Below are 16,014 nucleotides of genomic sequence, written 5' to 3'. Positions count from 1 at the left end.
CAAAGCCACTCCCAGGTTGCGACGGGAGCGGCTGCAGCCGTTAGAGCTTGATTTGTTTCAGCAATTCGGTATTCAAGTCATTGACATTGACGCGGGGTTCTCCGAAGATGCCCAGTTGACGGCCTTTGGCAAGATTGTCGATCAGCTTATTGAGGTCGTCCGCGCTCATGCCGGTTTCCTTGCTGATTCGCGGCACCTGCGCCTTGGCCGCTTCCGGCGAGAGATCCGGGTCAAATCCTGAGCCGGATGCCGTTACGAGATCCGCCGGGATGTCCGTCAGCGAAGGATCGTTCTTCTTCACGCCGGCGACTTTATCGCCCATTTCCTTTACGTAATCCGCAGTGGCCACGGCTCTGTTGGAGCCGGCCGAAGCCGTCGGATCATACTTGGCGCCGGAATCCCTCGGATGGAAGAGCTTCGGCGTTTCTACGCTTTGCGCCAGCAGCTCCGAGCCTTTCACTACGCCGCCCTCCTCCATCAGACTGCCGTTCGCCTGCATCGGAAATAAGAGCTGCGCCGCCCCGGTCGTGACGAGCGGATAGATCAAGCCGCACAGCAGCATAAAGAAGAGGGAAACGCGTATAGCGGTCATTAACATTTTCATAGGTCATGCTCCTCTGAATTCGGTTTTAGGCAAGGTGAAGCCCATAGAGCACAAGGTCGATGAGTTTAATGCCGATGAACGGCACGATAACCCCGCCGATGCCGTAGAGCAGCACATTGCGCGACAGGAGACGGTCCGCGCTCATCGCGCGGTATTTCACGCCCTTCATCGCAACAGGAATCAGCAGCGGAATGATAACCGCATTGAAGATCAGTGCCGATAGAATCGCCGACTTCGGCGAATACAGGTGCATAATGTTCAGCGACTGCAGCTGCGGCATCGCAAGGACGAACATCGCCGGGATGATGGCGAAATATTTGGCGATGTCGTTCGAGATCGAGAACGTCGTCAGCGCGCCGCGCGTAATGAGCAGCTGTTTACCAATGGATACGACGGACAGCAGCTTCGTCGGATCGGAATCCAAATCGATCATATTGGCAGCTTCCTTCGCCGCCATCGTACCGGAATTCATCGCGAGGCCGACATCGGCCTGCGCCAGTGCAGGCGCATCGTTCGTACCGTCGCCCGTCATCGCGACGAGCTTGCCTTCCTGCTGTTCTTTGCGAATTGCCGCGATCTTGTCCTCCGGCTTCGCTTCCGCGATAAAGTCGTCGACGCCCGCTTCAAGCGCGATGGTTGCAGCCGTGAGCGGATTGTCACCCGTACACATGATGGTCTTGATACCCATGGCCCGCAATTCTGCAAACCGCTCTTTCAGTCCCGGCTTAACGGTATCCTTCAAGTAAATAACGCCGTAGATCCGGTTGTCGATGGCAAGCGCGAGCGGCGTTCCGCCGGCTTTGGCGATTTTGTTCGCGATGTCGTCCAGATCATGCGGCACGCTGCCGCCTTTGGCCGTCACATGCCGCTTCATGGCATCCACGGCGCCTTTGCGAATTTGTGCGCCGCTTGCGAGGTTCAGCCCCGACATGCGCGTCTCCGCGGTGAAATCAATAATTTCAGCATCCGCATAGTCTCTTTCCACTTGCGACTCCCCGCGCTTAACGGCCAGCTCAACGATCGATCTGCCTTCAGGCGTCTCGTCCTTCACCGAAGCGAGCAGCGCAGCTGCCGTCATCTCCTGAGGCGCTATGCCAAGGACGGGCAGGAACTCGGAGGCCATCCGGTTGCCGTAGGTGACCGTTCCCGTCTTATCGAGAATAAGTGTATTGATGTCTCCGGCCGCTTCCACCGCTTTACCCGACATGGCAAGCACATTATACTGCGTGACGCGGTCCATGCCCGCGATGCCGATCGCAGACAATAGTCCGCCGATCGTGGTTGGAATCAAACAAACGAGCAGGGCGATCAGCGTTGCGATGTCGAGCTTGATATTCAAGTAGCCGGCCATCGGAACCATCGTCAAAATAACGAGCATGAAGATCATCGTCAATACGGCAAGCAGCGTCGTCAGTGCGATTTCGTTCGGCGTTTTCTGCCGCTTGGCGCCTTCGACAAGCGAGATCATACGATCCAGGAACGACTCACCCGGATCCGTCATGACTTTGACGACGATATAGTCAGAGGCTACTCTCGTACCGCCGGTTACGGACGAGAAATCGCCGCCGGCTTCCTTGATAACCGGAGCGGATTCCCCCGTGATCGCCGACTCGTCAATGGATGCGAGACCTTCGATGATCTCGCCGTCTGTCGGAATGATCTCTCCCGCGTCGACGCGGACGATATCGCCTTTTCTCAGCTCCGTGGATGAGACCTGCTTCAGCTTGCCGTCCTTCTGAAGCAGCTTCGCCATCGTATCCGATTTGGTCTTGCGCAGCGTGTCGGCTTGCGCCTTGCCGCGCCCTTCCGCCAACGCTTCGGCGAAATTGGCGAACAGCACGGTGAACAGCAGGATAAAGAATACCGCGATATTGTACCCCCGGCCCGCGCTCGAAGCGACGAACAAGTCCGGTTTAATCGATAGCAGCAAGGTGATGAACGTTCCGACCTCAACGATGAACATCACCGGGTTTTTAATCATAACAGCGGGGTTCAGCTTCTTGAACGCGTCCGCCGAAGCTTGCAGGACAATTTCTGTCGTTAATGTTTTTCTGCGTGCAGCAGCCATATAGATCCTCCCTCGAATTAACGCCATTCTCCCAGGCGGTGAAGCTGCGCGGCTGCCGGCCGTTATCGCATAACGGCAGCCTGCGTTTCACCGCTTAGCGCGGCATAGCCAAATGTTCGGCAATCGGTCCCAGTGCAAGCGACGGGAAGAACGTGAGCGCCCCGATGACGAGAATAATCATGATGAGTATGCCCGTGAACAAAGGCGTGTTGGTTCTCAGCGTTCCCGTCGTGACCGGTACGACCCGCTTAACGGCGAGTGATCCGGCAATGGCGAGCATCGCGATAATCGAAATGTACCGGCCGAACAGCATCGCAACGCCGATACCGATATTGTAGAAGTCCGTATTCGCGGTCAAGCCGCCGAAGGCCGAGCCGTTATTGGCAGCGCCTGATGCGAAGGCGTACAGCACCTCCGTCAGACCGTGCATGCCGGGATTGGCGATGGACGACTGCGCGGAAGGACTGAGAAACGCGATCGCGGTCGGTGCCAGAATCATAAACGGATGTATGAGCAGTGCGATGGAAGCGAGCTTTACTTCCCTGCCTTCGATCTTCTTACCGAGGAATTCCGGCGTCCGTCCCACCATCAAGCCGCAAATAAATATGGATAAGATGAGATACAATAACCCATTAAGAAGCCCTACGCCCTTGCCGCCGAATACGTTGTTGAGCATCATTTGAGCCAGCGCGGTGAAACCGCCCATCGGCGTTAGCGATTCATGCATGTTGTTCACGCTGCCTGTTGTCGCCGCCGTCGTAACCGCCGTGAACAAGGCGGATTCCGATACGCCGAGCCTGACTTCCTTGCCTTCCATATTGCCGTGAACGCCCATGGCATCAATAGCCGCCACGCCTTTGTATTCCGAGAAGAAGACGGTCGTCAGCATGACCAGGAAAATGAATCCCATCGCAGCGAACAGCGCCCAGCCCTGCTTCTTGTTGCGGATCATCAAGCCAAATGCGTACACAAGAGCCGTTGGCAGCAGCATCATGCTCACCGTATGGACAAGATTCGTGAGCGGTGTCGGATTCTCGAACGGATGCGCTGCATTTGTGCCGAACCATCCTCCGCCGTTCGTACCGAGATGCTTGATCGATTCCAGCGATGCCACTAAGCCCCGCGTAATCGTCTGCTCTCCCCCTGCCAGCGTGGAGGCATGCACCGCGCCGAGCAGCGTCTGCGGAATCCCTTGGAAGACAAGGAAGATCGCCGCGATAAAGCTGAGCGGCAGAAAGACACGCGTGATGGAACGCGTCATATCGACGTAGAAGTTACCCAGATCATCCTTGCGTCCGATCAGGCCTCGGATGAAAGCTATCGCGATCGCGAACCCTGTTGCAGCCGACGTGAACATCGGGAACGTAATCGCCAGCAGCTGCGATAGGTAGGATAGGCCGTTCTCGCCGCTGTACGACTGCCAGTTCGTATTGGTCATAAACGAGATGGCTGTATTGAACGCCTGGCCTGCAGGCATATTGCCGATGCCGTCGGGATTCATCGGCAGGAAGCTCTGCAGCCTCAGAACGAGATAAATCAGAATCAGCATGACGAAATTGGATAACAGCACAGCGCCTAAGTAAGCGCGCCAGCCCATGGATTCTCCTTCACGGACACCCATGATGCGGTAGAGCATGCGCTCGAACGGACCGAATACACGATCCAGCCTCGTTTTTTCCTGCGAAAATACGTTGCAGAGATAAATACCTGCAGGTTTGACCAACAGCATTATAATAACGAGCGTAATGGCGACCTGTACGAATCCCATACCCATAGCAAACTTTCCTCCTCATTAATCAAGCAGCGACCGCTTAGTTAAAACTTCTCCGGTTTCACCAAGACGAAACCAAGATAAATCATCAACGCGATGGCAAGAATACCGATCACGATCATGGCCCTTCCCCCTTATGCTTTCTCGCAAAATTTCATGAATCCCCAAAGCAAACCGAATAGGGCTGCGAACAGGAACACCATGGTTGCATCATTGACCATCTCTGCATCCTCCTCCAATCGACTTCCAGCAGCGTTCGCCGCAGCTATAGGCGCCCTGCGAACGCGGCATCCTATGCTAATCCAGCATGTACGAGATTCTGCCGGTCCGGGAATGGACGATGAAAGGCAAGCCCTGCGCAAGCAGCAGCTTCATAAAATGTTCTCCCGCCGGTGTTAAGACCGACACGACAGTAAAGGCTGAGCCCTGCTGCATGTCTTGATCGCTCATGTTCCGCCTCCTTGCGCTCTTCTGTACACAGACATCTTAATCCCATTCCGTATAAATTCGGGGTAAAGAGATTGCACGCTGCGCGTAAAAATAATATAAAAATATATCAATATTCGCCTCGACCGAGACAGCGATAACGCAAAAAAGGCCGCATCCCGGTTCTGCCGGGATGCGGCCCTTCAGTGTGCATATGCCCTACTCGTGCTGATTCAGCGCAAATCTATCCATCAAGCCATTCGCCGTAACGGCGATATGCTCGAAAGCCTCGTCCAGTTCCTTGACGCTTTCGGAATGATGCGACATGTCGTGTTTGATCGCATCAATATCGGTGCTAATTTCCTTCAGCCGTTCTTGCATTTGGTTCAATTGCTCGCGGATGTCCTTGGACGACTCGCGGCTTTGCACCGCCATTCGGCGGATTTCGTTCGCGACGACGGAGAAGCCCCGCCCGAATTCGCCCGCATGCGCTGCCTCGATCGAGGCGTTCAAGCCCAGGAGGTTAGAGGTATCGGCGAGCTCCTGCACGATGCCGATGATGGACTGGATGCCGCCGATGTCCTGATTCAGCGTCTCGGATTTCGCCGAGAGCTTGTCCATCTCCTTGTTGATCGCGCTGAAAGCCGAAGCAATTTGATTGGACGTTGCCGTCATTTGCTCGACGGAAGCCGCCAAGCCTTCGGAGGAACCGCGGATCCAATCGACCTTATGGTTCAGGATCGCCGAGGTCAGCGCGCCGACAACCTCTCCTTCGAAGTACAGCGGCGTCGACGTGGCGACATAGGATACCCCGAACGCCTCCGGTCCGCGTTCCTCTTGGAATACGCGGCCGAACGTGATTGCCTTGTCCGACACCGTATTCGCCAGTTTCGACCGCGGCGTACCGACGGGAATGTCGACCTTCACGGTTGGCGAAGCGAGGAAGGCGATTACTTTATCCGTATCCAGCAGGACAAGCGATCCGTCCTCCGGTAAAATGTTCAAAATGCTGCCGAGCATATCGATTACGGAATGCAAATAGCTTTCTTTGGTCATCATGACGCTCCCCAACTCCAATCGTCTCTTTGTATGCTTTATCGGCATGACGTATCATGAAATTTAATACTAATTTCTTCCATTAAATAGGCAAAAGCCGCCCTTGCGGACGGCTTCAATCATGCTGCGATTCATCACTTCCAATGCTTGTACACGCTGGGCCTTGCACCTCAACCAGCCTACCTGCTCCAGCCGCTCGCCTGTACCTCCCGCGTGAAACGTTCGGCGTCAAACCGGATGCCGAAGCCAGGCTCCGCGGGCACATGAAACCGTCCATCTGCCACGCGGTAAGCGGATGCGTCCATCCCTTCGATGACAATATCGTCGTACTCGACGAACGCGAAGTGCTCGATCGCCGCAGCGATATGCCCGGACGCATAGATACCGTAAGCGTTGCCGTAACAATGCGGCGCGGATTGCAGCCCGTGCCGATCCAAGCGAGCGCCGAGCTCCAGCCAATGCGTAAAGCCGGGATGGATAATGTCGTACTGGAGCACGTCCACATGGCCGCGTATCGCCCAATCGACAAGGTGGGGCGAGGCCAGACCCTCGCCGTCGGCAATGAGCACCCGCTGATCTTGCGCGCGCAGCCACTCCTTCAAATCGGCGTACAGCGCGTCGTCCTCGTGAAACATCTCTTCGATCCAGTGCAAATTGACGTCCGATACGGCCGTCAGCACTTCCTTCGTCAAATTGAGATTGTACGCGTTGTTCGCATCGATCATGATAAGCCCTTCCGGTCCCGCAACCTCCGCCACGCCGTGGATGATGGCAATGTCGCGCTTGGTACCTTCCCAGAGCGGCATATGCCGCCCGCCGCGTCCGACCTTGATCTTGAAATGGCGGTGCCCCTTCGCGAAGCCTTCGGAAGCTTCCTGCTTCATCAGTTCCACCGCGGCCCGCTCGTCGGCCAGATGCAGGTCGTCAAAATACAGCGAGGTGTCGTAGCACGGCACGACGAGCGGCGTCCCCGGCACGCGGTGCGCGCCCGCCACCAGCTCGTAGACCGGCTTCTCCCACGTCTGTCCCAGCCAGTCCAGAATCGGATATTCCAGCGCCAGACGGTACGGCTCCAGCAGATGGCCCGTTACGGCGTCGAATAAGTCGGCCAGCCGCTTGCCGATGACCGCGTCCGCAAGCTCCTTCGTCAGCGCAATGCTGTTGCCGTAGCCGTGCCGGCCGTCGATCGTGATCCGCGCGACCGGAACCGAGCAGGCTTTGCCATGCATGCCGATTCTGCCGTTCAAGCCGGCATGCCGGGCGCGCTCGCCCCGCAGCGTCGCGAATTCGATGCGCTCGATGATCCAGCTTCGTTCCAGATTAGATACATCCATCTTGTTTTCCGCCTCCATTCGATTGCTGCCCCGATTGGACATATTCCACCCGCCCATTCTGCACTCCTATCCGCAAAATGGCCATAAAGACTTCAATATCGCGACGCAACGAAGACGGCGGGGTCGATTCCCGCCGTCTCTTATCCTTCCTTATCCGTTCGAGTACACGCTGAAAATCAAGTCCCGCTTCCCGTCGTTTTCCGTCATCCACGTCTTGCCGCCGTCGAGGGACAGCTTCTCGTAACCGTCCGCGTACGGATCGTTATCACTGTACGCGAAGCCGTAGTTGTTGTCCGTCGATGCCGTGTCCACGGATTTCGGCGACCGGAGGATCAGGCCGTACTTCTTGCTCGTATCCAAGTTATTCAGCTTCGGATAGATGGCGTATGGACTCACGCTTCCCGGTATATTGTACGCCGGCAGCGATGCGGAGAAGATCACGTTCTCCGGATTGTCGTTCGCGTCCAGCGTAACGATATCGAAGTAATAGGCATCCGCCGGCACCGCGTTTACGTAGCTCTCGTAAATGTAGACGTCCATCTTCGGCAAATCGCTCTTCGTCAGCTTGAACACTTGCATCCGCTGAACCTTGGCGCGGATATCGGAGTATTTCGCATAGTCCGTGTTGCTTGCGTCCTGCACGAGGTAGGCACCGCCGCCATTGACGTGGTACGCTTCGATCTCGCTGATCGAAGGAATGATATAATTCGTTTTCATGAACAGTCTGATCTTGGAGGTCGTGACCGTCTTGAAATTGATCGTCTTGTTGTCGCCCACCGTGAAGCCCTTCGTGATGTCGACGTAGCGCGTGCCGTCCCAATACTGCAGCGCGTAGTTGGCGATTTGGAAATAAGCGCCCTTGTATTCCTTCAAGACGACTTGGTTGACGTCCGTCGGCTGGCCGAAGTCGATCTCCGCCCATTCGTTGTTATAGTGCCCGTCGGCAGCGCTCCATCTCGTGGACAGCTGGCCGTCGGTCAGCTTCGCGCCTTCATAGCCGGAATCGGCCCACGTCGACGATACGTTCACCGGCTTGCCGAGCGCAAGATTGACCGGCATGCCGCCGTCCCTGCCGGAACCGCCGTTCGTAATTTTAATGATCGCCGTGCCGTTCGGCGGCAGCTTATAGGTGAATTGACCTTTGGCTTTGCCGAGCCCGCTGCCCGAGTAAATCTCCGTCAACGTATAGTTCGCGCTCTCGTTCAAGCCGAGATCGGACAGCTTCACGTTAATCGCAGCCTCTTCCTTCGCGTTCCAGTTCGAGAGTCCGACGTAGACATTGCCGCGCTTATCAGCCGAATACATGATAGACGGCGCATGCTCGGTCTTATGGTAGAAATTCGTCATGCTGACGGGCTTCGCCGCTTGGCCGGTCGCCGCGACATCGAGCAGCGCCTTGTTGTTCAGGAGGCTCATGCGCTCCTCACTGAGGAACGGGATGTTGTCGCCGATCAGCCAGTGCCCGCCGCCCATCGCGACCGTCGTCGCCAGCAGCTTGCCTTCGCTTTGGCTGTATTTGTACCAGAAGCCTTGCGTGAAGTTTTCCGGCATGATCATATCGGGATCGTTGTATTCGTACAGCGTACCGTTCGTCCACCAGGACGCCATGTCGTTGAACGCTTGGCGCTCGATGCCGCCGTAGCCGTATAAGCCGAGCGACGTATCGCAGGCCGCTCTTCTGCCATGCGCGAACGCAGCCGGCAGCAGCGGCGCGATCGACTCGTTAATGTAGACCGGACGGTTCGCGGCAAGCACCGTTTCCCGGATAATGCCCATGCCGATGCGGTACGCCTGCACGCCGTTTACATTCGGATCGTAATGCAGGCCTTCGTACATGCCCATATCGATAAAATCAAGCTTGAGGTAATCGTAGCCCCAATCCATGTAGCGCTTGATCGACGAGCGGATGGCGGCTTGGGCGGCCGGGTGCGAAATATCCATCGCGTACGTGCCCAAATACGTGCGGATCGGCTTGCCGTTCTCGTCCTTCAGGCAAATATCCCGGTAGGTTGCGTCCGTGCCCGGAATCGCCTGATCGAGCCACGAATCGTAAATCGTGAACGGCGTCTGATAGCCGCCGACCTTCAGCCCTTTACTGTGCACATAATCGGCGAACGCTTTCATGCCTTCCTCGAAGGGCAGATCGGCCTGCGGCCAGAATCCGCCGTCCTGGTTGAAATACTCGTAGCCGAGCGGCTTCAGGTTCTCCGCGACGTAATCGACCATCGCGTACATCGCTTCCGCGCTGGCATAGCCGTAATGTGAATAGTAGGTGTTGTAGCCCATCGGCACGTTGCCCTTCCATTCCATATGGGGCTCACCGATGTTGTACACCTTGCCGTATTCCTCCAAGCCCGCTTGGTAATCCCCGTAATAACCGAAGAAGAAACGATCCGAGCTGACGTTCGGCCCGCTTTGCGAACCGCCCCAGTTATAGACGCTGAACGCGGTCAGCGGTCCGTTCGCCTCGACCGCTTGGCCGAGCTTCTGGCTGCTCTTCCAATTCTTCACCGTCGCTGCCCCGGCCACGAAGCCTTGTTTGGCGGTATTGTCGAACACCGAGGACACCCAGTGGCTGATGCCGTTGAATGGCTCCCAGTTCAACTGCTCGCCTTCGTAGCGGTCGGCGCCGTTCTGGCTGCTGCCGAAATCGTTCACCGGCGCGACGCCGAAGTCGAAGTTGTTCGTATACGGCGTCGTCAGAATCCGTTTATCGGCACCCGCGCCGATATCGAGATTGGCGGCGGCGACCGGCTCTAGGATCTCGACCGCCTTCGTTCCGCTGCCGCTCACGCTCATATCGGAGAGGAAATACGCCCGATCCGCGTACAGATACAGATTCAGTGTGAGTGCCGGTCCGGCATCCAGCTGGCTGCGGATCGACAGCTTCATGCCGTCTTGTCCGTAGCCGTCGCCGGACAGCTTGCTCCATTCGGCCGTCCGCTTCGCGGGATCGGAGGAGCGGTAGCGCGTATCTTCGCCCGCAAATTTGATATCGGAGCCGAAATCGCGCATCACCGTCAACCCGCCCCATGCGAGATTTCCGAGTCCCGTGGCCAGATCGTATGTAATCGTGTACTGCCCGTTCGTGGCCGATATCACGTCTTTATTTTGTTCGATATTCAGCTTAGGCTTCGCTTCTGCCTCATGCACCTGCGGTATTAAAGTCCCTCCCAGAATCAACGTGACTACGACGGCAATCAGCCGCGTCCACAACAAGTTACGCATGAATGGCCTCCTTCGGATAAAGTCACTATATACCCGCGCTCGCGTTCCGCCACGCTAACATACGAGCCACGGAAGTGTGCGGAGCCGAGGGGCGCCGGAGGCGCCCCGTTCAATGCTCCCCATGAAGATGCCGCTGCCGTACGCGGTCAAACCGAACGCACCCTAGCATGGCGGCAGTCTAGTTCTCTTCCCATCCTTATTTCCAAAGTTCCATCCGTTTGTTGTAATTGTCGGTATAGATTTTCTCCAGCTTCGTCAGGCCGGCCGTTTCCAATTCCTTCATCATCTTGTCGTAGGTCGCAACGGCTTCGTCCTGCGAAGCAGCCATGACCATGCGCGGGAAGTACTTGGAGGTCGTCTCGTTCACCTTCTGCTGGATGATCGCTTCCGGCGTGCCGCCGCTCGGACCAAGGTTATCATATGGCGCCGTGTCGATGGACGTATCCGCAAGGTTCTTGATTGCAAGCGCAGATACCGGTTCCGTCTCGTAGCGGCCGATCAAGTCATACGGCGTGCCGTCCGAGCCTGGACCGTTCTTGATCGTCCATGTCCATTTGCGGATGCCCGTTTCCTTGGAATAAGCGCCCCAGTCCTTCTTGAAGCCTGCCAGCGTTTCCGGTCTTGGCACGTGCTTGCCGTCCTTCATGTCCCAATCCTTGCCTTCGATGCCCCACATCATCAGGTACTGTCCTTCTTCGCTTGCGAGGAAATCCAGGAATTTAATGGCGCGGACCGGATCCTTATTGCTCTTGGAAATCCCGATGCCATCCCAGCCTAAGGAGCTCTTCAGTCCGTAAGTCGCCTTGGAAGGATCTACGCCCGGAGCGAGTACTTTATACGGATAGAATTGACTCTCGTCCTTCAGTGATTGATCCTTGGCCGCCTCCTTCAGAATGGCGTTCGGCTTGCCAAGATTCCAGAACGCGTCAGCCGTTGCAAAATAGTTCGTGCTGGCCAGCTTCTGCTCATACTGCTGCGTCTTGTTCGTCGCCCACTCGGGATCGATCAGCCCTTGCGTATAGAGCGAGTTCATGAATTTGATCATATCGAGGTATCTCGGATCCTTCACATCGGCCTGCAGCCCGCCGTCCGTCTGGTAGTAGGGCATCATGCCGAACATGCCTTTGAACGAGCCGGTGATCGCGCCCATGTTCTCGCCGTTGAACGTCATCGGCACGGTCGGCTTGCCGTTCACAGTCGGATACTTCTCCTTGTACTTCTTCAGCAGGTCTACGAATTCGTCGGTGCTGAACGGCTGGCCATTGTTCACTTTGTCGCCGACGCCAAGCTCCTTCATGACGTCCATGCGCATCAAGAAGCCGAATATCGGATACTGCTCCAGGCCATACCAGTTGGCCAGGTAGTAGTTCTTGCCGTCTGCGCTTCTTGTTTTCTTCAGCATGTCGCCGTACATTTCCTTAATGTGTGTGCCGTATTTATCGATGAGATCATTCAGCGGAATGAGCGCGCCCGCCGCGATGTATTTCTCGAGAATATCGCCGCGGCCGATGTCCAGAATATCCGGCAAATCGCTGCTCGCCAGCATCAGGTTCAGCTTCTCGGACGGGTTGCCCGTCGGCTGCTGGATTTCGAGGGACACGTTCGTCCGCTTCGTGATCTCCTTGGCAACCGGGTTGTCGAACGAATCGCCGACGTTCTTGTCAAAGAACGTGAACGTCATCGGCTTATTATCCTCGGCTGCGCCAGCATTGCCATTGTCATCGCCTGCCGTGTTGCCCGCTTCATTGGCGGCCGGAGCGTTTGCTCCCGCACCGTCATTCGCAGCCGGCTTATTGTTGTTGCCGCCGCATCCCGCAAGCATCGTTGCCATCAACACCATGGCGACTGTAAATCGAAATTGTCCTTTTTTCCACATCGCGTTTTTATTCCCCCTTAACGTATTGGCGACTTGCCATGACAGCGATTACATAATTCGGCTGGAAGCCTGCCGGCTCCGCGAGGCATGTGCGAATCGCTGCTGCCTAGGTTTATTTTAGTCACCCGTTCCGCTGTGAATCTATACAACTTTGCATGCAATCATAACGGAAAACGACTTTCATCGCTCCGCTCACCGCGCCTTCGGCATCCGAATGTATACCGCCGTACCCATCCCCAGCCTGCTATGCACCTGCACGCCATAACGCTCTCCGAACGCCAGCTGGATACGCTTATGGACGTTATAGATGCCGTAACCAAGCGCTTGATCCGGCTTCTCCCGCATGCGCGCCATCACCTCGCGGGGGATTCCCATCCCGTCGTCGATCACAGCCAGCACAAAGTCGTCGCCTTCTTCCATCAGCTTGATTACGATATGAATGCCGTTCTCCTCGTCCCACATGGCATGATTGATGCAGTTCTCGATGAACGGCTGCAGAATCAGCTTCGGCACCGTGTAATGAAGCAGGGACTCGTCCAGCACGAAATGCACGCCAAACAGCCCCTCGAACCTGACCCTCTGGATGGCGAGGTAATGCTCGGTCAAGCGGATTTCCTGCTCGATCGGAATGCTTTTCTTACCCTTGCTGAGCGAGATCCGGTAGAATTTCGCTAGGTCATCCGCCATCAGATGGCTGTCCCGGTTGTTGCCCGCGACCGCAAGCGCAGAGATGGAGGCAAGCGTGTTATAGAGAAAATGGGGCGAAATTTGCGCCTGCAGGCTGTCCATCTCCGCTTCTTTCTGCGAAATTTCCTTCTTGTACACGTCGTTGATCAAATCCTGAATCGTCACCGCCATTTTCCTCAGCGCAAAAGACAACTGTCCCACTTCGTCCGTTCCCATCCGCGGCAGGTGCACATCGAAATTCCCCCGTTCCACCTTGCGGATTTGCTGCAGCAGCCATTCGAAGCGCTTCGTCATCAGCTGGCTCGTCGCGTAAATCAAGACGATCGCCAGGGCAATGCAAGCCAAGGAGATATAGAGCATTTTTCGGGAGGCGCTCGACGCTTGCTTGATCAGCTCATCATAGGGAAGCACCACGAACGTTTTCCACCCGTTAGGCAGCGATTTCTGAACCAGAATCGACGGTTCTCCGGCAATGTCGCTGTAGACGATGGAGCCCTTGTTCAGCGCATCCGTGTCCGCGCCGCTCGGCACGATGTCGGAAACTTTCCGATACGGGGAATTTTTGATGCTGGAGGTGATGATATTGCCGTTCGCATCGGAGACGTAGATCGCCTTATTCTTGTTCTCCTTCTCGATCAGGGAATAGAGCTCCCACTCGGAGATTTCCATCGTCAGGATGCCGTACGGATAATTGAGGCTCAAATAGTTAAGCGACCGCGCCAGAAGGATGACCTTCCCGTTCGCGGCCGTGCTGTTCAAGTAAAAGTTCGTGATCTGCCCCTCCGCATGAAGCGACTGCTGGACCAAGGCCGGCGGAAGCTCCTCCATATGCTTAATGAAGAACCCGTCCGAATTGAGCGAATTGTTGTTCGAGTAGATCGTGATCGCCTTCAAGTTCGGGTTCATGGCCAAAATCTTGTACAGCGACTTGTTGATGTAATCGAAGGCGTCCAGCACGAACACATCGTTCTTCTTATACGGATTCACCAAATAATTGCGAAGCTCCGTGTCCAAATAAATCAGCGTGGAAATTTGCGAATACAGATCAAGCTTGTTCTCGATGTTGTTGTTGATTTGGTCCATCGTGCTGCCGACGTTGTCGACCGCCTGGCTGATCAGCTGGTCCTTGATCGTATGGTAGGCGTACGACACGAGAACTGAGACCGGCACGATCGTAACCAACAGGAAGACGAGAAACAGCTTGCTGCGGTACCGCTTGTTGACCAGATTCATATAGACGCGCGACAGCGGATTATAGAAACTTCTTGCGATATTCATTCGGCGTGACTCCTTGCGTTTTGTAGAAGAACGAGCAGAAGTAGGACGTATTGTCGTAGCCGACCTTCCGGGCGACTTCATGGATTTTGAGCGTACGGTCGCGAAGGAGCTCCAGCGATTTGTTCAGCCGGATCGCCGTCAAATACTCGTGGATGGTGCAGCCCTTCTTCTCCTTGAACAGCACGCGCAAATAATTCGGAGACAGATAGACTTTGCCCGCCAAATAGTCGATCGTCAGCGAATCGAAGTATTCGTTGTCGATGATATCCATCACCTGCTGCACCAGCAGCATATGGTGATCCTGCTGCCTGCTCTCGATATGGATGCAAATCCGGTTGACCATGTCCAGCGTGATATCCCTGATCTCTCCAATCGACTCCGCGCGCTCGACGGCCTTCTGCCAGTCGCTTCGTTCACCAACAGCCCTTAGCCCCGCCCTGTCCTCGTATTTGGCATATTCGGTATCAATGGCACGCAGCAGTTCCCCCGTTCCTTGGCGCACATGCGCTTCGGCAGCGCGGAGCCGAATCATTACATCGTAATAATGCCGCACCGCCTCGCCGGCCCCTTCGCGGTCCGACAAATCGAGCCGATCGAGCCTTCCGGACTGCGCGCGTTCCTCGCCGCTGAGCTCCAAGTCCAGCCGGTCGCGCAGCTTGGATGCCAGCACCACATGCCCCGGCCCAAGCAGGAAACGTTCACGCACCGCACGCCTTGCCGTTTCGTACATCGAGCGGCCCTCCTGCAGCGTATTCGCTTTGTCGCATACGCCGATTGTCGCCGTTAAAGCGCTTGCAAGTTCGACCGTGCGCGCTGTTTCCTCCCAGAGGAAAGCATAGCCATCGCCTTCGGCGGCACAGGGCAGCGCAAGCAGCCACTCCTGCTCCTGCAGTCTGATCACGGTTCCCTCGACTCGGCGGACTTCGAGCAGTTCCTTCAACAGGGACGTTATACGGACCGCCTCTTGTCCGGCCTGCGGGTCGACAGCACGCCGAGCGGCATATCCGTCCAAATTTATTAAAGCGATTACAAATTTCAAGTCCGTATAAGCCGGGTACATCCCGGTCAGCTCCAGCCAGGCTTGTTCACGGCTCCCGCCGTCTTCTGCCGTGAGCAGCGTTTCGACTTGGTTCTCGATCAGCATTTCCTTGGAACGGCGAAGCAGCTTCGCCTTCTCTACCTCCGCCTTTACTTTGGCCATGACGGCGGATAGCTCCCTGCGGTCGATCGGCTTGAGCAGGTACCCGACCGCGCCTGTATGCAGCGCGGATTTGACGTATGTAAATTCATCGTGTCCGCTTAGGAAAACGACCTTGATCCAGTCATATCGTTCTTGAATGAGAGAGGCCAGCTGGAGTCCGTCCATGAACGGCATGCGCACGTCGGACAGCACGATATCAGGCTGCAGCACTTGGATTTGCTCCCACGCCTTCTTGCCGTTCTTCGCCGAGCCGATAACCTCGATCCCCATATCCGCCCAATTCATATGGTTCACCATCAAATTCAGCTCGATGGTTTCATCCTCCACCAGAAATATCGTCAGCAATCCGAACCCCTCCAGCTCTATTCGATGTTGGCCTTATTATACTACCCGCATCAGCCTTGAAGAAGAGGCGATCCGCATGGAACGGACATGAAAGACGTTTTCCCGTACATTTCTGTACATTGTTGTATTGCTGGCCGAAA

General features: G+C 56.0%; 11 protein-coding genes. All 11 read right to left on the bottom strand.

From position 1 onward, the window contains the following. Positions 1 to 40: 40 nt before the first annotated feature. Positions 41 to 604, bottom strand: a complete 564-nt coding sequence (gene kdpC, locus KXU80_RS22930; protein ID WP_219835464.1) for a potassium-transporting ATPase subunit KdpC — start codon at positions 602 to 604, stop codon at positions 41 to 43. A gap of 25 nt (positions 605 to 629) precedes the next feature. Next, positions 630 to 2,672 carry a potassium-transporting ATPase subunit KdpB gene (gene kdpB / locus KXU80_RS22925; protein WP_219835463.1) on the bottom strand — a complete coding sequence of 681 codons (2,043 nt, stop codon included), beginning with the start codon at positions 2,670 to 2,672 and terminating at the stop codon, positions 630 to 632. 94 nt (positions 2,673 to 2,766) lie between these two features. Next, positions 2,767 to 4,440 carry a potassium-transporting ATPase subunit KdpA gene (gene kdpA, locus KXU80_RS22920; protein WP_219839187.1) on the bottom strand — a complete coding sequence of 558 codons (1,674 nt, stop codon included), beginning with the start codon at positions 4,438 to 4,440 and terminating at the stop codon, positions 2,767 to 2,769. A gap of 47 nt (positions 4,441 to 4,487) precedes the next feature. Continuing rightward, positions 4,488 to 4,532 (bottom strand): potassium-transporting ATPase subunit F, encoded by a 45-nt coding sequence (locus tag KXU80_RS28520; protein ID WP_374987800.1) that lies wholly within the window; start codon positions 4,530 to 4,532, stop codon positions 4,488 to 4,490. A gap of 208 nt (positions 4,533 to 4,740) precedes the next feature. Next, positions 4,741 to 4,893: a hypothetical protein gene (locus tag KXU80_RS22910; RefSeq protein ID WP_219835462.1), complete on the bottom strand. Its 153-nt coding sequence runs from the start codon at positions 4,891 to 4,893 to the stop codon at positions 4,741 to 4,743. A gap of 195 nt (positions 4,894 to 5,088) precedes the next feature. After that, on the bottom strand, positions 5,089 to 5,928 hold the full coding sequence (locus tag KXU80_RS22905; protein ID WP_219835461.1) for a methyl-accepting chemotaxis protein: 840 nt from the start codon (positions 5,926 to 5,928) through the stop codon (positions 5,089 to 5,091). A gap of 176 nt (positions 5,929 to 6,104) precedes the next feature. Continuing rightward, positions 6,105 to 7,316, bottom strand: a complete 1,212-nt coding sequence (locus KXU80_RS22900) for an enolase C-terminal domain-like protein (protein WP_258171116.1) — start codon at positions 7,314 to 7,316, stop codon at positions 6,105 to 6,107. Between the two features lie 93 nt (positions 7,317 to 7,409). Next, positions 7,410 to 10,487, bottom strand: a complete 3,078-nt coding sequence (locus tag KXU80_RS22895) for a discoidin domain-containing protein (RefSeq protein WP_219835460.1) — start codon at positions 10,485 to 10,487, stop codon at positions 7,410 to 7,412. Positions 10,488 to 10,683: 196 nt separating this feature from the next. Beyond that, positions 10,684 to 12,363, bottom strand: a complete 1,680-nt coding sequence (locus tag KXU80_RS22890; protein ID WP_258171115.1) for an ABC transporter substrate-binding protein — start codon at positions 12,361 to 12,363, stop codon at positions 10,684 to 10,686. A gap of 192 nt (positions 12,364 to 12,555) precedes the next feature. Then, positions 12,556 to 14,328: a sensor histidine kinase gene (locus KXU80_RS22885; RefSeq protein ID WP_219835459.1), complete on the bottom strand. Its 1,773-nt coding sequence runs from the start codon at positions 14,326 to 14,328 to the stop codon at positions 12,556 to 12,558. Next, on the bottom strand, positions 14,303 to 15,874 hold the full coding sequence (locus KXU80_RS22880) for a response regulator transcription factor (protein ID WP_219835458.1): 1,572 nt from the start codon (positions 15,872 to 15,874) through the stop codon (positions 14,303 to 14,305). The genes KXU80_RS22885 and KXU80_RS22880 overlap by 26 nt, the downstream gene beginning before the upstream one ends. Positions 15,875 to 16,014 lie beyond the last annotated feature (140 nt).

Origin of the sequence: Paenibacillus sp. R14(2021) (genome assembly GCF_019431355.1) — a bacterium.
Lineage (GTDB): Bacteria > Bacillota > Bacilli > Paenibacillales > Paenibacillaceae > Paenibacillus_Z.
Note: the sequence above shows the minus strand (reverse complement) of the source record. Positions and strands in the feature narration are given on the sequence as shown.